The organism is Psychromonas sp. SA13A, from assembly GCF_011378715.1.
Taxonomy (GTDB): domain Bacteria; phylum Pseudomonadota; class Gammaproteobacteria; order Enterobacterales; family Psychromonadaceae; genus Psychromonas.
Genome location: NZ_WTKU01000004.1, coordinates 1 through 17816, shown reverse-complemented (window position 1 = coordinate 17816; position 17816 = coordinate 1). Strand labels below are relative to the sequence as shown.

20 protein-coding genes are annotated in these 17816 nt (G+C 38.0%); 16 read left to right on the top strand and 4 right to left on the bottom strand.

Annotated features, from left to right (window positions below; genetic code table 11):
• The first annotated feature begins 58 nt into the window (after positions 1–58).
• From napF to modC, 13 genes are all read left to right on the top strand, one after another.
• A complete protein-coding gene (napF, locus tag GQR44_RS05460) occupies positions 59–541 on the top strand; it encodes a ferredoxin-type protein NapF (protein ID WP_166370093.1) in 483 nt (160 codons plus the stop codon).
• Positions 538–813 (top strand): chaperone NapD, encoded by a 276-nt coding sequence (locus GQR44_RS05455; protein ID WP_166370091.1) that lies wholly within the window; start codon positions 538–540, stop codon positions 811–813. The genes napF and GQR44_RS05455 overlap by 4 nt, the downstream gene beginning before the upstream one ends.
• Positions 810–3305, top strand: coding sequence for a nitrate reductase catalytic subunit NapA (napA, locus tag GQR44_RS05450; RefSeq protein ID WP_166370089.1), 2496 nt, complete (start codon positions 810–812; stop codon positions 3303–3305). Before GQR44_RS05455 ends, napA begins: the two co-directional genes overlap by 4 nt.
• Positions 3306–3419: 114 nt before the next feature.
• Positions 3420–3887, top strand: a complete 468-nt coding sequence (locus tag GQR44_RS05445; protein WP_166370087.1) for a nitrate reductase cytochrome c-type subunit — start codon at positions 3420–3422, stop codon at positions 3885–3887.
• Positions 3888–3902: 15 nt separating this feature from the next.
• Positions 3903–4478, top strand: a complete 576-nt coding sequence (locus GQR44_RS05440) for a NapC/NirT family cytochrome c (RefSeq protein ID WP_166370085.1) — start codon at positions 3903–3905, stop codon at positions 4476–4478.
• Between the two features lie 183 nt (positions 4479–4661).
• On the top strand, positions 4662–5366 hold the full coding sequence (locus GQR44_RS05435; protein ID WP_166370083.1) for a molybdenum cofactor guanylyltransferase: 705 nt from the start codon (positions 4662–4664) through the stop codon (positions 5364–5366).
• Positions 5367–5621: 255 nt separating this feature from the next.
• Complete coding sequence (gene moaB, locus GQR44_RS05430; protein ID WP_166370081.1) at positions 5622–6140, top strand: molybdenum cofactor biosynthesis protein B; 519 nt, start codon at positions 5622–5624, stop codon at positions 6138–6140.
• Positions 6140–6622 carry a cyclic pyranopterin monophosphate synthase MoaC gene (moaC, locus tag GQR44_RS05425; protein WP_166370079.1) on the top strand — a complete coding sequence of 161 codons (483 nt, stop codon included), beginning with the start codon at positions 6140–6142 and terminating at the stop codon, positions 6620–6622. The genes moaB and moaC overlap by 1 nt, the downstream gene beginning before the upstream one ends.
• 9 nt (positions 6623–6631) lie before the next feature.
• Positions 6632–6880, top strand: a complete 249-nt coding sequence (locus GQR44_RS05420; RefSeq protein WP_166370077.1) for a MoaD/ThiS family protein — start codon at positions 6632–6634, stop codon at positions 6878–6880.
• Positions 6881–7330 (top strand): molybdopterin synthase catalytic subunit MoaE, encoded by a 450-nt coding sequence (gene moaE, locus GQR44_RS05415; protein ID WP_166370075.1) that lies wholly within the window; start codon positions 6881–6883, stop codon positions 7328–7330. It abuts the gene before it with no gap.
• A gap of 134 nt (positions 7331–7464) precedes the next feature.
• Positions 7465–8289, top strand: coding sequence for a molybdate ABC transporter substrate-binding protein (modA, locus tag GQR44_RS05410; RefSeq protein WP_166370073.1), 825 nt, complete (start codon positions 7465–7467; stop codon positions 8287–8289).
• Complete coding sequence (gene modB / locus GQR44_RS05405; RefSeq protein WP_166370071.1) at positions 8289–8975, top strand: molybdate ABC transporter permease subunit; 687 nt, start codon at positions 8289–8291, stop codon at positions 8973–8975. Before modA ends, modB begins: the two co-directional genes overlap by 1 nt.
• A complete protein-coding gene (gene modC / locus GQR44_RS05400; RefSeq protein WP_166370069.1) occupies positions 8968–10083 on the top strand; it encodes a molybdenum ABC transporter ATP-binding protein in 1116 nt (371 codons plus the stop codon). The genes modB and modC overlap by 8 nt, the downstream gene beginning before the upstream one ends.
• Before the next feature lie 62 nt (positions 10084–10145).
• On the opposite strand, the gene GQR44_RS05395 is transcribed toward modC, so the two are convergent.
• The gene (locus GQR44_RS05395; protein WP_166370067.1) at positions 10146–11024 is read right to left on the bottom strand and encodes a U32 family peptidase; all 879 of its coding nucleotides are present in this window, start codon (positions 11022–11024) and stop codon (positions 10146–10148) included.
• A 28-nt stretch (positions 11025–11052) separates the two neighbouring features.
• Positions 11053–12048 carry a peptidase U32 family protein gene (locus GQR44_RS05390; RefSeq protein ID WP_166370065.1) on the bottom strand — a complete coding sequence of 332 codons (996 nt, stop codon included), beginning with the start codon at positions 12046–12048 and terminating at the stop codon, positions 11053–11055.
• 290 nt (positions 12049–12338) lie between these two features.
• Here GQR44_RS05390 and GQR44_RS05385 point away from each other — a divergent pair, with 290 nt between their 5' ends.
• Positions 12339–12875 carry an SCP2 sterol-binding domain-containing protein gene (locus tag GQR44_RS05385; RefSeq protein ID WP_166370063.1) on the top strand — a complete coding sequence of 179 codons (537 nt, stop codon included), beginning with the start codon at positions 12339–12341 and terminating at the stop codon, positions 12873–12875.
• Positions 12876–12996: 121 nt separating this feature from the next.
• Complete coding sequence (locus tag GQR44_RS05380; RefSeq protein ID WP_166370437.1) at positions 12997–13290, top strand: YkgJ family cysteine cluster protein; 294 nt, start codon at positions 12997–12999, stop codon at positions 13288–13290.
• A gap of 153 nt (positions 13291–13443) precedes the next feature.
• On the opposite strand, the gene epd is transcribed toward GQR44_RS05380, so the two are convergent.
• On the bottom strand, positions 13444–14460 hold the full coding sequence (epd, locus tag GQR44_RS05375; protein WP_166370061.1) for an erythrose-4-phosphate dehydrogenase: 1017 nt from the start codon (positions 14458–14460) through the stop codon (positions 13444–13446).
• A 604-nt stretch (positions 14461–15064) separates the two neighbouring features.
• On the opposite strand from epd, the gene GQR44_RS05370 reads away from it, so the two are divergent.
• On the top strand, positions 15065–16642 hold the full coding sequence (locus tag GQR44_RS05370; protein WP_166370059.1) for a BCCT family transporter: 1578 nt from the start codon (positions 15065–15067) through the stop codon (positions 16640–16642).
• An 848-nt stretch (positions 16643–17490) separates the two neighbouring features.
• Here GQR44_RS05370 and GQR44_RS05365 read toward each other — a convergent pair.
• Positions 17491–17816, bottom strand: a 326-nt coding sequence (locus tag GQR44_RS05365; RefSeq protein WP_166370057.1) for a DUF3316 domain-containing protein, incomplete at its 5' end; no start/stop codon positions are given.

Genomic DNA, 17816 nt, shown 5'->3' with positions numbered 1-17816 from the left:
GCTTCTGCTACAGTTACATCCATATTCAATTAACATTAATTTAACAATTAGTTTCAGTATGCCCGACATTGATTTACACAAACGCAATTTATTTCGTCGACAATCGGATTTGGTGATCAACAATTTGATGCCATGGATTGAAGACAGTCAACAATTTGTTAATAACTGCACCCAATGCAAAAGCTGTATTAGCAGTTGTCCTGAAAAAATCATTGTTCAGGGTGATGCAGGTTTTCCAGTGGTGGATTTTTCATTAGGGGAATGCACCTTTTGTGGAGAATGCGCGAAAAGCTGCGAAGAAGATATTTTTGTAGCGACAACAGAAACACCTTGGCATAAAAAAGCAATTATCGCAGAAAGCTGTCTAGCTAACCAAAACGTTTATTGTCGCAGTTGTGGTGAAAGTTGTCCCGAACAAGCCTTGAGTTTTAAAATTGGCATCAATGCTATACCAGAAATCGATTTAACATTATGTAATGGCTGTGGTGCCTGTTTTTCTCCCTGTCCAACTAGCGCCATTAGTATTAAGGAAGATAAATGAAAGAAGAAGAATTACATGTGTCGAGTTTAATCGTACATGTTAAGTCTGAAAAAATACTAGACCTAACTAACAGCATCAACACGATGTCTAGAGCGGAATTAGTAACAGTGACAGAGCATGGAAAGGCGATTGTCATTATTGAAGCGGCTAATCAACGCCAAATAATGGAATGCATTGACCAAATTAACGACATTGACGGTGTAGTACACACTAGTCTTGTTTACCACGAGTTTGAAAAATCTACGCAAAATAACAGCGAGGAAATACAATGAAATTTACCAGACGTGAGTTTATGAAAGCACAAGCGGCAGCCTCAGCTGCTGCAGTTGCAGGCATAGCATTACCCGTATCAGCTAGTAATATTATAGCGAGTAAAGATGCGACTAAAATTAAATGGGAAAAAGCACCATGTCGCTTTTGTGGAACTGGCTGTAGTGTTTTAGTCGGTACACAGGAAGGCAAAGTGGTAGCAACACAGGGCGATCCTGAGTCTCCTGTTAATAAAGGCCTTAACTGTGTGAAAGGTTATTTCCTTTCTAAAATCATGTACGGTAAAGATCGTTTAACAACACCATTACTACGTATGACCAATGGTATTTATGATAAAAATGGTGAATTTGAACCTGTTTCTTGGGACGTTGCCTTTGATATTATGGCGGTTAAATTCAAAGATGCTTTGAAAAAAACAGGTCCTACTGCAGTAGGCATGTTTGGTTCTGGTCAGTGGACTGTAATGGAAGGTTATGCGGCTAGTAAATTAATGAAAGCAGGGTTTAGAACGAATAACCTTGATCCTAACGCTCGTCATTGTATGGCTTCTGCGGTAGGTGGTTTTATGCGTACTTTCGGTATCGATGAGCCAATGGGTTGTTATGATGACTTAGAAAATGCAGATGCATTTGTATTATGGGGATCGAATATGGCAGAAATGCACCCGATCCTATGGTCTCGATTAGCTGATCGTCGTTTAAGTAATCCAGATGTTAGCGTACATGTTTTATCTACTTATACACATCGTTCGTTTGAGTTAGCAGATAATGGCATGATCTTCACGCCACAAACTGACCTCGCAATACTTAACTTTATTGCAAACTACATTATTCAAAATGATGCGGTGAATAAAGACTTTGTTACTAAACATACTAACTTCCGTAAAGGAACAACCGATATCGGTTATGGACTTCGTCCAGAGCATCCTCTACAGCAGGCGGCTAAAAATCCAGACTCGGGCGCTTCAACGCCAATGAGCTTTGAAGAGTTTGCTGAGTACGTTTCTGAATTTGATGTCGAATATGCAGAAAAAATGTCAGGTGTACCTGCTGATAAACTGATAAAACTTGCTAAAATTTATGCCGATCCAAAAATTAAAGTAACTTCTTACTGGACGATGGGCTTCAATCAACATACACGTGGTGTATGGGCAAATAACTTGATGTACAACGTCCATTTATTAACGGGTAAAATTTCTCAACCAGGTTCTGGTCCGTTCTCTTTAACTGGCCAGCCTTCTGCTTGTGGTACTGCTCGTGAAGTAGGTACTTTCTCGCATCGTTTACCGGCTGATTTAGTGGTTAAAAACCCTAAACATCGTGCTACTGCAGAAAGAATCTGGAAGTTACCTGAAGGAACTATTGAAGCGAAGCCGGGTTACCATGCCGCTTTACAAAACCGTATGCTCAAAGACGGTAAATTAAATGCTTATTGGGTGATGTGTAATAACAACGTACAAGCGGCAGCGAATATAAACGAAGAAGTGATCCCAGGTTACCGTAATCCGGATAACTTTATCGTGGTATCAGACCCTTACCCAACTGTGACGGCACAACTAGGTGACTTAATTTTGCCAACAGCGATGTGGGTAGAAAAAGAGGGTGCTTATGGTAATGCGGAACGTCGTACTCAAGTTTGGCATCAACAGGTTAAAGCTCCTGAGGGTGCAAAGTCTGACCTATGGCAAATGATGGAGTTTGCTAAACGTTTTAAAATTGAAGACGTATGGGATGCAGACTTGATTGCAAAAATGCCAGAAGTGAAAGGTAAAACCATGTACGACGTACTTTATCGTAATGGACAAGTCGATGCATTTGGTTTGGATGAAGTGAAAGATGATCAATTAAATGATGAAGCTCGTCATTTTGGTTTTTATGTGCAAAAAGGCCTATTTGAAGAATACGCAAGCTTTGGTCGTGGTCACGGACATGATTTAGCACCTTATGATAGATATCATGAAGTACGCGGTTTACGCTGGCCGGTAGTAGATGGAAAAGAAACACAATGGCGTTTCCGTGAAGGTTCAGATCCTTATGTTGAAAAGGGTACTGGTTACCAATTTTATGGACATGCAGATAAAAAAGCGATTATTTTTGCTCTACCTTATGAGCCTGCTGCAGAGTCGCCTGACGAAGAATATGACTTATGGTTAAGTACTGGTCGTGTACTAGAGCATTGGCATTCAGGTTCGATGACAAGGCGTGTACCGGAACTTTATAAAGCTTTCCCTGATGCGGTGGTATTTATGCACCCGGATGATGCCCAGCAACGTGGTTTACGTCGTGGAGACGAAATTGTAATGGCTTCAAGACGTGGTGAATTAACTTCTCGTGTTGAAACGCGTGGACGTAATCGTCCGCCTAAAGGTTTGGTATTTATGCCTTGGTTTGATGCTAAACAGTTAACTAATAAGTTAACTCTTGATGCAACTGATCCGTTATCAAAACAAACTGATTACAAAAAATGTGCTGTAAAAGTTACTAAAAAAGCGTAATTAAGCAACGCTAATAAAATAACGCTACTTTGATAATGCAAGTAGCGTAAGCAACACATGTACTCTATTAAATGGACTCTTTGTTATAAAAATATAACAAGATGGAGAAAAGCAATGAAAAAATTTATCACAGCGATTTTTACTGTATCAGTGATCGCATTATCTGCACCTAGTGCTTACAGTGCCGATGATGTTGTTATGTCAAATAGTGGTGGTGTGCCATCTCTACGTGGCTTAGTTGAAATATCAGATGTTAATCAATCTGAAGCACTTAAAAAAGTGCCAAGAGAACAGCACCTTATGGATCGTAACTATGTTCAGCAACCACCATTGATTCCACATTCTATCCGTGGTTATCAAGTGAATTTAAATGCTAACAAATGTTTGTCTTGTCATAGTTTTAAAAATGCAGGTGCGATGGGAGCGACTAAAGTCAGTGTAACTCACTTTATTACTCGTGAAGGTACAACATTGTCTGATGTTTCACCTCGCCGTTACTTTTGTTTACAGTGTCATGTGACACAAGCAGATGCTAAGCCTCTGGTTGATAATACATTCACACCGGTAGATTCATTACGCTAAGCGGGAGCACAAATTATGCTTAAACTATTAAAGCGTTTATGGGTGATCATGAAGTCACCTTCAACTGCCTCATTTGGATTTATTCTAGTGATTGGCTTTTTAGGCGGGATCATCTTTTGGGGTGGTTTTAATACCGGCATGGAAGCAACTAATACCGAAGCTTTTTGTTCTGGTTGTCATGCACCAATTGTTAAAGAAATCCGTGAAACTATCCATTATTCAAATCGCTCTGGTGTACGTGCTATTTGTTCGGATTGTCATGTGCCCCATAATTGGACAGATAAAATTGTACGTAAAGTACAGGCATCTAAAGAGTTGGTTGCATTTGCAATGGGTACCATTGATACGGATGAAAAATTTAAAGCTCGGCGTGCGCATTTAGCTAATCGTGAGTGGCAAAGGATGAAGGAAAATAACTCACAGGAATGTCGTAACTGTCATCAATTTGAATATATGGATTTTAGTGAACAAGGTAAACGTAGCGTGAGCCAACATTCAACGGCACTTGCTTCAGGAGACAAAACCTGTGTTGATTGTCACAAAGGTATTGCGCATCAATTACCTGACATGAAAGACATAGAAGGCTGGTAAATTAGACGTTATACTAATATAAAAAAGGAGCTTTGAGCTCCTTTTTTTATTGTCTAGAACCGCATACGCATAATGGTTACTAGGGAATAGTTACTCGGGGAATAATTACTCGGGTAATAGTTACTAAAATAACAGTTACTAGACTAAATTAATTTTATAAACACAACACCATTAGGAAAAAATGTGAACATAGCGGGTATCGTATTAGCGGGTGGACAATCATCTAGAATGGGCCAAGACAAAGCCAAGCTCACTATTGAAGATCATACACTGTTATCGCGTGCAGTTAATTTATTACATGCTGCTGGGTTTGAGGATTGTTACGTTAGTGGTGATTATCAAGGGTTTAATTGTATCCCAGATACACAATCAGAGTTGGGCCCCATTGCAGGTATAGCGGCTTGTGCGACACAACTAAGTGGACTAAAACAGGCTTGCCCGTCAATTGATAATTCAGCGTATTCTGCTCCAGAATATTACGCCCCTAAACATTACGCCCCAAAACAAAGCAAAAAATACGATGCGCTGTTTATTATGCCAGTGGATATGCCGTTATTAGCTGCAGAAGATTGTAATAAATTGCTGCAACATTTTATAAAGCAATTTACAAATCAATCCATTACAGGTAAACAAGGCGTATATTACAAAGAAACGACCTTTCCAATGTTATTATCGCTGAATGATACATTAATAACCTATTTAAACGACGCGCTTAACTCTGTTCATAAAAAGCAGCGTTCTTTATATCGTTTAATTGAAACGTTAAATATAGAGGGGATAAGTCAACAGCAAGTTGATCTATTTAGATTTGAAAATACCAATACGCCGGAGCAATGGCAGCGGTGCTTAGTAACCTATAACAAAATGCAGACGGTCAAATTTAAATAGTCTCTACACAATTTTAAAAAACACTTAGGCACTGATATAACTCAATTTGATACAACAAAAAATCAAGTACAGTGTCACCCATGTTTTAAAGTAGCTGTTACAGAAAATCTGTATTCAGAAAAACCGGCATAGAAACATTAAAGCAGTTATTTTCTGATAAAAATAAGTCACTTAATGAGTGTGATAGCTAGTATTTCAAATGCTACTCTTATTTAACCAGAACAAAGCAACCATTTAAAAATTATAAGGATTAACATGAGCCATCTATCAAGCAAAGAATTTACGCCTGCTAACATCGCAGTATTGACCGTTTCAGATACTCGTAACGAATCTACAGATACTTCAGGCGGTTACTTAGTTGAGGCTTTAAAAGCAGCAGGGCACCAACTTACAGATAAAAAAATAGTGATTGATGACCCTTATAAAATTCGTGCTGTTGTATCTCAATGGATAGCAGATGAAAAGACCGAAGTGATCATGATCACGGGTGGCACTGGGTTTACTGCTCGCGATACAACGCCTGAAGCTGTATCTGTATTGTTTGATAAACAGGTGGAAGGTTTTGGTGAGTTATTTCGTGCCGTGTCTTACCAAGAAATTGGTTCTTCAACGATTCAAAGTCGTGCATTAGCTGGGTTTGCTAATAATACCGTTATTTTTTGTATGCCTGGTTCAACAGGGGCATGTAAAACGGCATGGACAAAAATTATTGTTGAGCAAATCAATGCACAGCATAAACCATGTAACTTTATGCCGCATTTAGGAGCTAAATAATGTCTGCAACTTTTACGCACATTAACCAAGATGGTAAAGCGAACATGGTCGATGTTACTGCTAAAGAAGTAACCGTTCGTCAGGCAATTGCTGAAGCTTATGTGGATATGTCACCGGAAACACTTGCTTTAATTGTTAATGGTCAACACCATAAAGGTGATGTATTTGCGACTGCACGTATTGCAGGTATTATGGCTGCCAAAAAAACCTCAGATTTAATACCACTTTGCCACCCATTGGCATTAACAAAAGTGGAAGTAAATATCACAGCAGAAACAGATATGAATCGAGTACGTATTGAAAGTTTATGTAAATTATCTGGCAAAACCGGTGTTGAAATGGAAGCTCTAACAGCTGCTTCAGTTGCTGCATTAACCATTTACGACATGTGTAAAGCGATTCAAAAAGATATGGTTATTTCTGCAGTAAAACTATTAGAGAAAACAGGTGGTAAGTCAGGCCACTTTAAAGCTGCGGAATAGGGAGCTAGGATGATTAAAGTACTATTTTTTGCCAAGTTAAGTGAACAGCTGGGTGTTAGAGAATTACAAGTTGATGCAGAAAATGCTGAAGATACTAAGCAACTATTTGCTTACTTGTTAAACCATAAAGCTGAATGGGCGCCGATTTTAACTTCCCAACCTTGTTTAAAAGCAGTTAATCAAGCGATGGTCGTTAATGATGTTGCATTAAAAGACGGTGACGAAGTAGCTTATTTTCCTCCCGTTACAGGAGGTTAAATGATCAGTGTACAGGAGTTAGATTTTAACCAACAGGTTGAGTACGATCGCTTAAAAAGTACCACTAAAATAGGTGCAATCGTAACATTTACCGGATTGGTTCGAGATATTAACGAAGGTCAACAAGTCAGTGATCTTACATTAGAACATTATCCTGGTATGACAGAAAAATGTTTACAGGATATTGTCGAACAAGCACAGCAACGTTGGAATATCATTGACTTTAGCGTTATCCACCGCGTTGGTCAGTTGGCTATTTCTGACCAAATCGTGTTTGTAGGCATTGCAAGCCAACATCGTGGTGATGCGTTTGCAGCTTGTGAATTCATTATGGATTTTTTGAAAAAACAGGCACCATTTTGGAAAAAAGAAACCATGGCAAACGGTGAAACTAAATGGGTTGATGCAAGAGAACACGATCAACATGCACTGAATAAGTGGCAAAGTTAATCGCTATTTAGTGAAGCTGTCTTTAAAACTTAAGCTAATGCGGTTGAAACTATACTCAGGCAGGAAGTTGCATATTAAGGCAAAAAACAGATAAGACAGATAAATTCGCATACGTAATACCAAGGTGAAAATCAATGTTGAAAAGATTAAATAAGCGTTTTCTATGTTTTGCTATATTGCTTGTTAGCTCATTAATGGCTGCTAATGGGATAGCAGCAACAGTCGCAGTAAAAGAAGTAAAGCCGGTTACCTCTGTGAATAATCAAAATACGGCTGAAAATATTAAAGCGCTTAATCTTGAACCCTTAAATATTGCCGTTGCCAGTAATTTTAAAGTAGCCGCGTTAGACATTGCTCGACAGTTCACTAAGCAGTTTGCCATTGAGGTTCATATTTCTAGTGCTTCCACCGCGACGCTTTACCAACAAATCTTACGTGGCGCTCCCTTTGACCTGTTTTTATCGGCGGACCAAAAGCATGTGAAATTATTGATTGATGCGAATAAAACGGCACAGCACCTTGGTTTCATCTATGCTCAAGGACGCTTAGTGTTTTGGCAACCAGCACTTAATCATCAACCTACGTTAGATGATTTTATAACTTATCAAGATAGGCTTGCTATTGCTAACCCTAAATTTGCACCCTATGGCATTGCAGCCCAACAAGCATTAACGTTTACTGAAAAATGGCAATCGCAACCCTACGTTATGGGTAATAATATCAATCAAGCTTTCCAGTTTGTGGACTCCAAAAGTGTTGCCGCGGGCTTAGTCTCTTACGCTGCAGTGATTCAAAAACAGCAAACACATTATGTGTTGATTCCTCTGCAATGGCACCAACCTATTACACAATATGGTGTGATCACAAATGATCAAAAAAACCAACAAGCTGAATTATTTAAGCAATTTTTACTGTCCTCGACGATACAAAAGCAAATTGCACAGCAAGGTTATAATTAATGCTTAGCGCAGGTGATTATCAAGCAATTTGGCTGACTTTAAAGTTAGCAGGATTAACTACTTTTTTGTTGATGATAATGGCACCGCCTTTAGCTTGGTGGTTAGCGCGCAGTCAAGCTAAATTACGTCCTTTAATTGAGTCGCTGGTGGCATTGCCATTAATATTGCCGCCAACTGTTCTTGGTTTTTATCTGTTAATCGCCTTTTCACCGGAGCACTTTTTAGGGCAGTGGTGGTTGGGTTTTAGTGAAACCTCATTGGCTTTTTCTTTTACAGGTTTAGTCATTGCTTCAGTGATCTATTCATTACCCTTTGTAGTTCAGCCATTACAAAGTGCTTTTGTCCACCTTGATAAAACATATTTAGAAGTCAGTTCGACCCTTGGTTATGGAAAGTATGAACGGTTATATAAAATAATTTTTCCTATGTTATTGCCTAGTTTTATTATTTCTGGTGCATTGGGATTTGCACATACCATTGGCGAATTTGGCGTGGTTTTGATGATTGGTGGGAACATTCCAGGGGAAACGCAGGTCTTATCTATCTTGTTATTTGACCATGTGGAATCTTTACAATATAGCTCTGCGCATCAACTTTCATTTATTTTATTAGTATTTTCAATGTCACTGCTGGTGGTCATTTATGGTTTCTTACAAAAGCGTCAGCAACGGGTATTAAATGCTTAAGTTCGATATTCAAAAAAACTTCAAAATTAACAGTACTTCAAATCATAAAACTAGAACGTTGCACTTTAAAGGTGAATTAAACTTATCCGGTGTATGTGCTATTTTTGGTGATTCTGGTGCGGGTAAAACAACCTTATTACGTTGTTTAATTGGTTTAGAACAATGCACCGGGCAGATCAGTTTTCAACAACAACAGTGGTTGAACCAACCCGAAAGCAATAAGGCGAAATCTAAAAGTACTGTTCATAAACCATTGCGGGTGGCGACAGAGAAAAGAAATATTGGCGTGGTCTTTCAAGAGCCTAGATTATTTCCGCATTTAAACGTGCAACAAAATCTACAACTGGCGGTTAATAAATCTGAAAACAGCGCCTTTACTATTCAAAAACTGGCTCAGAACTTAGGATTTACGGAGTTGTTAAATCACCAAACTACACAACTTTCCGGAGGGCAAAAGCAACGCATCGCTATTGCGCGTGCTTTATTAACGAATCCACAATTGTTAGTGATGGATGAACCTCTTTCGTCATTAGATGCCAGTAGCAAACAGTTGTTATTACCCTTTATTAAACAGATCAGTGAACATATTCCCATTTTGTACATTACTCACTCTGAACATGAACTTTTTTATCTGAGTAAACAAATGATATTGGTTAATAATGGTGAAATAGAAGCAATCGGTGAGCCGCAACAACTGTTTTTAGATAGTGAATTATCATTGATTAAGTTTGCTCAGCAAGGTTTGATTTTAAACGTATTAGTTAAACAATTTGATCCAGTCGAAGGGTTAATAAAAGGCTGCTTAGATGGGCAAACTTTATACATATCAGCAGACCAAGCTCCATTAACAAAGCAAATACAGGTGAAAATTAATAGCCGAGATGTGATCATCGCACTTAAACCGATTGAAGGAAGTTCTTTATTAAATTGTCTTACTGCACAGGTGATTGATTTCTCTCAGGATCAACAAAAAGCAGTGATATTAACATTAAAAATTAACTCACAGTTTATCTATGCTTATATAACCTTACGCTCATTTAACAAGCTTAATCTGGCTATCGGCAGTAACGTTTTTGCGCATGTAAAAACCATGAGTATTATTAATTAGGTACGCCATCATAGAGCCTCCACAGCAATGCGGCGGCTAATTTGAGGGCACTGGTTGAATACTTATTGATGTAAAGAAAGGCCTGCTATTTTGTGCCAATATCCATTACATTGTAAGTTATCGTGTTTAATTGTTTGTGAGTCGCCTAGGATCTGCTGCTTAAACTGCTGTAAAGTCGCTAAGCTATCTAACGAGCTTGGACTAACGCGTACAACATCAACCAATCCTCGCATGCTTTCAACATCATTTAACAAGTTATAGCAATAACCTGATTGTGTTTGTATCCCATTTAAAACAAAGACTTGTTGTCCTTCTTGAGTGCTTGTAATACGACCTTGCGGGTATTTAATACAACATAACTCGCAATCATCTTTAGCTTTATTTTCTGAACGAGCGGTAAAACAACGCGCGGAATAAGCGAGTGGTAAATGACCATGGGCAAAGACTTCCACTTCAAAATGTTCGCGGATCCCCATTGCTTGTGCATCAATCAATGCTTTTTGTAACCAATCACGCGAAAGCTCTACTGGCATTACCCAGCGTTGCATTCCTTGGTTAACAAATAATTTAAGCACATGTGCGTTATAACAATTAATCGCTGGGCCACAAACAAAGGGGACTTTCTTTTCAGATAATAATTGAATCGCTCCAATATCGTTTGCTTCAACCGAAAGTTCGCCATTTTCACAAAGTTGCTTTAATACTTTTACTTCAGAAGGTGCCTCTAAAAGCGCCATACTTGATAATACAATTTCTTTACCCTGATTATTTAAGGCTTTAGCTAGGTTTATCCAGTCACGTGCTTTTAGCTCACGACGTTTACTACACACAGTTTCACCCAAATAAATAATATCAGCATCACTGCTTAGTGCTTGTTGATAAAAGTCTTCAGTGGTTTGTTTTGGCCAGTAATATAATAAAGGCCCTAATGATAATTTCATAAATTTCCCTGTTTAAACCGTTAGCACACTATTGCCAGTCACGATGGTAGGCACCTAAAGTAGTTTGGCTGCCCTCTGAAACATTCGCTAATACTACATCCCAATCTTTTTTAACTTGGTATTGTTGCGGCGCTTGTTGATAGCTATCAATTGCTGCTCGCCAAACACGCGTAATTTGTTCAACATAAGCAGGACTGCGTTGACGGCCTTCAATTTTGACCGAGGTAATACCGGTTTCCATTAATTCAGGGATCATCGATAAAGTATTAAGACTGGTGGGTTCCTCTAGTGCGTGGTAAAGCTGATCATCTACGGTAAATTTACCTTTACATAAGGTTGGATAACCGGCTTTTTCGTTGCTTTGGTAGCGATCAATCAGAATATTATTTAAACGAGACTCTAATCCATTATCTGTTTCTTGCCAGCGAACATACTTTGCAGGAGAGCATGCGCCCACCGTATTAGGTGATTCACCGGTAAAGTAAGAGGATAAATAGCAACGGCCTTCCGCCATAATACATAAACTACCAAAGGCAAACACTTCTAAATCAACATCGGTATTACGTGATAACTGTTTTACTTGATGAATAGATAGCACTCTTGGTAGAACAACGCGTTTGATATTAAAGTTTTTTTGATAAAAATCGATGGCAGCGGTATTAGTGGCTGATGCTTGTACCGATAAATGTAACTCTAATTCAGGGTATTTATTAACGGCATAATCCAAAGTTGCAATATCAGCAATAATTGCGGCATTTGCGCCTAAATCAACACATTTGTCGACGGCATTAAACCATCGTTTTTGTTCACCCGGGTGGGCAAAAGTATTAATAGCAACATGTAAATGTTTGTTATGGTCACGAACATACTGTGCCCCTTTAGCCAACTTTTTGTCGTTAAAATTTAAACCAGCAAAATGACGAGCGTTGGTATCATCTTTTAATCCCACATAGACGGCATCTGCACCACAATCGATAGCGGTTTTTAATGCGGGCAAACTACCTGCTGGACATAAAAGCTCCATGTTATTTCCTTTATGAATTTTCAATGGGCTTATTGTAAAAAAAGTGATGAGAGTTTTATTGATATAGGGCAGGCAAACACGATTCATTTAGTTATCTTGAGTTGTTTTATTCTGTTCTGAGTTAATCACTTACAAATAATCGTCCAATTGATAACTGTTAAATTGATTTAAGCTAAGTAGTTCTTTTAAAGGCGGGTTTACAATCAGCAGAATTTACGATTGTTCGCCTTTTATCATTATTTTTAGTCTATTTAGATTCCTAAAAAAGCCCGCATTTAATAAGGAAATCCATGTTCACTCCATTACGCAATAAAATACAGCAACAGTTGGTTGTTAAAACGCCGTCTTTGTTAGCATTACCGAGTCGTTTTTTACCTTTTTCAGTCCAGCAAAAGTGTTTAAATAGCATTGTTAGTTGTGTGTTTAAAGAAGCTATTGAAGATGGGGACCTTGAATTTTTACAACATAAATGGTTAAAAGTGACCATTAACGACTTAAATTTGAGTTGGTACTTAAGCTTTGAAAATAACCATATTATTATCAAGCAAAATGCACCACAAACAGATGTCTCTTTTAGCGCAACGGTGAATGACTTAATTTTAGTTGCAGGTCGAAAAGAAGATCCTGATACTTTATTTTTCCAACGCCGTTTAAGTATTGAAGGTGATACCGAGCTGGGCTTAGAAGTTAAAAATTTAATGGATAATATTGAGTTTGAACAATTACCGTCATTGGCAGAAAAAACCTTAGCGCACTTCTCAAGCTTTGTAAAAACAGGACTAGCATTGAATACCGAGGACCTTTCAACTAAAAAAGTCGTTGCTTAATATAAAATCAGACTGTTTAAGTTAAAATCAGAGCGCTTAAGGTAAAAAATAAACATCAAACTATCTTTTACGTACAGAGCCCTATAGGCTTAGCGTTTTGATGTTAACTAATTGTGAAAAAATGACCAACCCGATCCCAATAAAAGAAGTAAATAGCCCTGATTTAACCTGCTCTAAATGTAAAGCCGCTTGTTGTCAGCTAGAGGTAATGTTGATTACAGATACGGGTGTACCTGAACGGTTTATTAAGCGCGACCAATGGGGAGGGGAAACCATGAAACGTTTAGAAGACGGTTGGTGTATTTGTGTTGATCGAGAAACAAAGCTGTGTACTATCTATGAGAATAGACCCTGGGTTTGTAGAATTTTTGAAATGGGATCTTATGAATGTAGCATAGAATTCATTGAAGCCTAGTTCATTAAAGAGTAGTTTCTTGAAGAGCAGCTTATTAAATAAGGGTAAATTGAATAATCGTTAATAGGCTATATCATTTCGAAGATGGTATGCGTCTTGAAATGGTTTAGCATCTAAATACGTTTTATGTATGCGTTTAGATGCTAACAATGACTATTCAGCTAATTTTTTAAAGTGTAGGCAAGTATCCAATAAACGATTTGCAAATCCCCACTCATTATCACACCACACCAATAGTTTAACTAAATGTCCATCACTCACTCTTGTCTGCGTTCCATCAATAATGCAAGAACGAGGATCATGATTAAAATCGACAGACACTAAAGGCGCTTCCGTATAACCTAAAATACCTTTTAATTCTGTTTCTGCTATTTGTTTCAAGCAGGCATTAATGTCCGCAATTGAGACTTTACTATCAACCGTGATACTCAGATCCATTGCGGTGACATTAATGGTTGGAACACGGACAGCAATGGCTTCAAACTTATTGGCAAACTTAGGTAAAATACGTTCAATACCCGCTGCTAATTTGGTATCCACTGGAATAATAGACTGGCTGGCGGCTCGTGTTCTGCGCAAATCATGGTGGTAAGAGTCGATCACTGGTTGGTCGTTCATCGCAGAGTGGATAGTGGTGATGGTGCCACACTTAATCGTAAATGCACTGTCTAAGCTAGCAATGACAGGCACAATACAGTTAGTGGTGCAGGATGCGCCAGATATATACTGCTCATCACCCGTTAATTGTTGGTGGTTAACACCATATACCACAGTGGCATCAACATCTTGGTCGGCAGGATGAGAGAAAATGACCTTTTTTGCGCCTGCTAATATATGTGCATCAGCGTCTGCTTTTGTACCATATAACCCAGTACAATCAATCACAATATCAATATCAAGCGCTTTCCAAGGTAGCTCATTGATCTCTTTAAATGCGAGCAACTGAATAGGGTGGTGTTCAATAATCAGTAAATCATGGCTTTGTGAAACTTCAAAAGGAAAGCGTCCATGGGTTGAGTCATATTGCGTTAAATGACAAATCGCTTCCGGTGTCGCCAACTCATTGATCGCGACAATATCGATTTGTGTTTGATGATTTCCCTCAAATAATGCACGTACAACACTACGTCCAATACGCCCATAACCATTTATTGCAATACGAAGTGACATTGACATTCCATTTGAAAAAAGTAAAAAAATCATTGTAATAAAAAAGCCAATAATTATCTATCAATTACCCATTATTAAGCGTTTCAAATTTCATTTTGAATAAAATTGATTAGATAATTATAACAATAAGTTATGCATTCATTATTTGAATCTAAGTGAGGCTGTAGTGAATCGAAGCTTGGTTGTTTTAATAATGATAATCAAAAATCTAATCAGGGATAACAAAAGAAGGGGGATTGTTAGCAAACTCGCTTTCAATGCAGACCAAGCATAATGATAAGTGTGCAGATTGAACCTAAACATAATTTTCAAACGCACAATAAGGACTATTGCTCAGAGAAATAAAATAAGAAAATAAATATTTGTAAATATTTTTTGGTTTTTAAATTCCTCTAAATAGCGGTATACGGGCAACAGCTTAGTTATTTAGTTCCTGAATAATGGTTGTTTTTAGCTTGATTTTAGATAAATATGATTTAATTGAGGCGGTTCCACTGAAATGTAACATTCATTTTGTTACTATGTTTCGCCGAAACACGTTTGTTATCATTTATTCGGTAATATGGATTAATAATTAAGAGCGGTTTGCTCTAAATGAGGAATAATGAGTTTAAATAAAGATAAATACAGTATCGATAACACCGATTACACTGTAGGTCAGGATAACGTTCAAAAATGGGGATTTGATGTTCATAATCCCGTTTTTGGATTTAGTGCAGGTTTAATCGCCCTGTTTTTAATTGCGATTATGTTAGTTGACCCAGAAGTTTCTAAAGCTGCATTAGATGGAATAAAATGGCAAATTATCGGCGCATTTGATGGCCTATTTATGTGGTCAGCAAATATATTTGTTATTTTCTGTTTGGTTTTAATTGTTTCACCCTACGGTAAAATCCGTCTAGGTGGAGATGATGCTAAAAGTGATTATACAACCATGTCATGGATTTCAATGCTCTTTGCCGCAGGTATGGGTATTGGATTGATGTTCTGGGGCGTTGCGGAACCTGTCGCGTATTTCACTGGTTGGTATGAAACACCATTAAATGTAACACCAAATACACCGGAAGCTGCAAAACTGGCGTTAGGCGCTACCATGTTCCATTGGGGTCTTCACCCATGGGCTATCTATGGTGTGGTTGCATTGTCATTAGCATTTTTTGCTTATAACAAAGGTTTACCACTTTCAATGCGATCTATTTTTTACCCTATCTTAGGTGATCGTACTTGGGGTATTGCTGGTCATATTGTTGATATTTTGGCTGTTATCGCTACCTTATTTGGTCTAGCAACGTCATTAGGTTTAGGTGCACAACAAGCTGCAAGTGGATTCCATCATGTATTTGGTATTGACTCTGGTTTAACCACACAGATTATTATCATTGTAGTGGTGACTCTGTTAGCGGTGGTTTCAGTTGTACGTGGTATCGATGGCGGTGTTAAAGTCATCAGTAATATCAATATGCTATTAGCTATTGTTTTAGTACTGTTTGTCGCGCTAGTGACACTTGCAGTTTCAATGGGGACTATTCCTACTACTGTAATGGGCTACATAGAAAACATTATTCCACTGAGTAATCCTATGGGTCGTGAAGACGAAGCTTGGATGCACGGTTGGACTGTTTTCTATTGGGCATGGTGGATTTCATGGTCACCATTTGTAGGTATGTTTATTGCTCGTATTTCTCGTGGTCGTACTGTCCGTGAGTTCTTAATGGCTGTACTTATCATTCCAACCACTGTGACTATTCTTTGGATGTCAGTATTTGGTGGTGTAGCTATCGATCAAGTGATTAATAATGTTGGTGAACTAGGTACTAACGGTTTAACTGAAGTACCATTAGCGATGTTCCAAATGTTTGACCAATTACCATTTGGTAGCATGCTTTCATTATTGGCTGTTGTGTTAGTGTTGGTATTCTTCATTACCTCTTCAGACTCTGGTTCTTTAGTGATCGATAGTATCACTGCCGGTGGTAAAGTTGATGCACCTGTTCCACAGCGTGTTTTCTGGGCGCTAATTGAAGGTGCGATTGCGGCTGCATTACTCTGGGTTGGTGGTACAGAAGCGATTCAGGCACTACAAGCTGGAGCAATTTCCACCGCATTACCATTCACTATTATTTTGTTAATTATGTGTGTTAGCTTAATAATGGGAATGAGAACGGAACCGCGTAATAAATAATTTATGTGTTAGTTGAAAACGTACTTAGATTAAAATGATAAGTAAGTTTTATAAGGCCGATTAATCGATGATTAATCGGCCTTTTTTGTTTTAAGTTTTGTTTAATGGCTTGATTCATAGCTTTTTACAAAAGCAATTAAACAGCGTTGATCAAATGAAGTGGAGGAGGTTGTATTTCTCTGCATTCAAGATACATCCTCCAGTAGCTAACTCGTTCGTAGTTCAAAGCAAGATATACATGATGGCCTTTGCTACGATTAACTGCGTCAATCCTATTTTTGCAATTGTATAAAGTTGTTTGTCTCACATAACTAGTTTTTAACGGATGTTACAACGCTATTTTACATCGAAAGTAAGAGGTTTGAGTTTCCTTAAATAGGGTAAATCGTGAGGAGAATATCTTCGTATCTTTTTATAAATTGGACATAAAGTCTTGATTGAACCCATTAGCGCCTAGCATTTGTTAACTTTAAGCTTGAAGTAGGCTTTTGGTTGTTAGAGAAAATAGGGAATATTATTTAACATTAATCAGAATAAGGGAATTAATTTAAGATATAAAATTGCATGCAATAGGTTGCAGTCTGTGCAAAATTTCTAATGAATAAATGATCTATTAACCAACAAGAATTATTCTCTACTCTGAGCAGTTATTTTCACTAATAAGATTGGTCAAAAATAGCTAAGGGTTATTTAACAACTAGTACTAGTTGCTAGTTTGTAATGGGTAATGGGAGATATCAAAACAAATGAATAAACAAAAAAATGCCGCTAACTATGTAAGTTAACGGCATTTTAGGTGATGAACCTTTTCCTATCGTCAAAACTATAAGTTAAAACGATAAGTTAAATTAGTTTTGTGTTTTCAGTGTAGTGAAGTGGTAATCCACATCAACCACTGCACGGTAAGCAACTTGATCACGTGTTTGAGCGAATTCTTGGATCGTTACTTTTGATTTATCAATCGCTAAGTCTTGTGCTGGTGAATTGGTGATCACCGTTAGTTCGTGACGTAATTCGTTAGCTGGTAATTTTTTTAGACCATCAATGTAATCAAAACCTGCATCATATGCCGCTGCTTTACTTGTGAACGCATCAGTGGTGAACATTTTATCTGAATGCACAACCTGTGATGCTGCAAAAGCACTTGAACTTACTAATAATGTTGCCGCGACTG

Excerpts from the sequence above, each read along its gene's own strand:
- napF (WP_166370093.1), top strand. The coding sequence starts at position 59 with ATGCCCGACATTGATTTACACAAACGCAATTTATTTCGTCGACAATCG.
- GQR44_RS05455 (WP_166370091.1), top strand. The coding sequence starts at position 538 with ATGAAAGAAGAAGAATTACATGTGTCGAGTTTAATCGTACATGTTAAG.
- napA (WP_166370089.1), top strand. The coding sequence starts at position 810 with ATGAAATTTACCAGACGTGAGTTTATGAAAGCACAAGCGGCAGCCTCA.
- GQR44_RS05445 (WP_166370087.1), top strand. The coding sequence starts at position 3,420 with ATGAAAAAATTTATCACAGCGATTTTTACTGTATCAGTGATCGCATTA.
- GQR44_RS05440 (WP_166370085.1), top strand. The coding sequence starts at position 3,903 with ATGCTTAAACTATTAAAGCGTTTATGGGTGATCATGAAGTCACCTTCA.
- moaB (WP_166370081.1), top strand. The coding sequence starts at position 5,622 with ATGAGCCATCTATCAAGCAAAGAATTTACGCCTGCTAACATCGCAGTA.
- moaC (WP_166370079.1), top strand. The coding sequence starts at position 6,140 with ATGTCTGCAACTTTTACGCACATTAACCAAGATGGTAAAGCGAACATG.
- GQR44_RS05420 (WP_166370077.1), top strand. The coding sequence starts at position 6,632 with ATGATTAAAGTACTATTTTTTGCCAAGTTAAGTGAACAGCTGGGTGTT.
- moaE (WP_166370075.1), top strand. The coding sequence starts at position 6,881 with ATGATCAGTGTACAGGAGTTAGATTTTAACCAACAGGTTGAGTACGAT.
- modA (WP_166370073.1), top strand. The coding sequence starts at position 7,465 with ATGTTGAAAAGATTAAATAAGCGTTTTCTATGTTTTGCTATATTGCTT.
- modB (WP_166370071.1), top strand. The coding sequence starts at position 8,289 with ATGCTTAGCGCAGGTGATTATCAAGCAATTTGGCTGACTTTAAAGTTA.
- modC (WP_166370069.1), top strand. The coding sequence starts at position 8,968 with ATGCTTAAGTTCGATATTCAAAAAAACTTCAAAATTAACAGTACTTCA.
- GQR44_RS05395 (WP_166370067.1), bottom strand. The coding sequence starts at position 11,024 with ATGAAATTATCATTAGGGCCTTTATTATATTACTGGCCAAAACAAACC.
- GQR44_RS05390 (WP_166370065.1), bottom strand. The coding sequence starts at position 12,048 with ATGGAGCTTTTATGTCCAGCAGGTAGTTTGCCCGCATTAAAAACCGCT.
- GQR44_RS05385 (WP_166370063.1), top strand. The coding sequence starts at position 12,339 with ATGTTCACTCCATTACGCAATAAAATACAGCAACAGTTGGTTGTTAAA.
- GQR44_RS05380 (WP_166370437.1), top strand. The coding sequence starts at position 12,997 with ATGACCAACCCGATCCCAATAAAAGAAGTAAATAGCCCTGATTTAACC.
- epd (WP_166370061.1), bottom strand. The coding sequence starts at position 14,460 with ATGTCACTTCGTATTGCAATAAATGGTTATGGGCGTATTGGACGTAGT.
- GQR44_RS05370 (WP_166370059.1), top strand. The coding sequence starts at position 15,065 with ATGAGTTTAAATAAAGATAAATACAGTATCGATAACACCGATTACACT.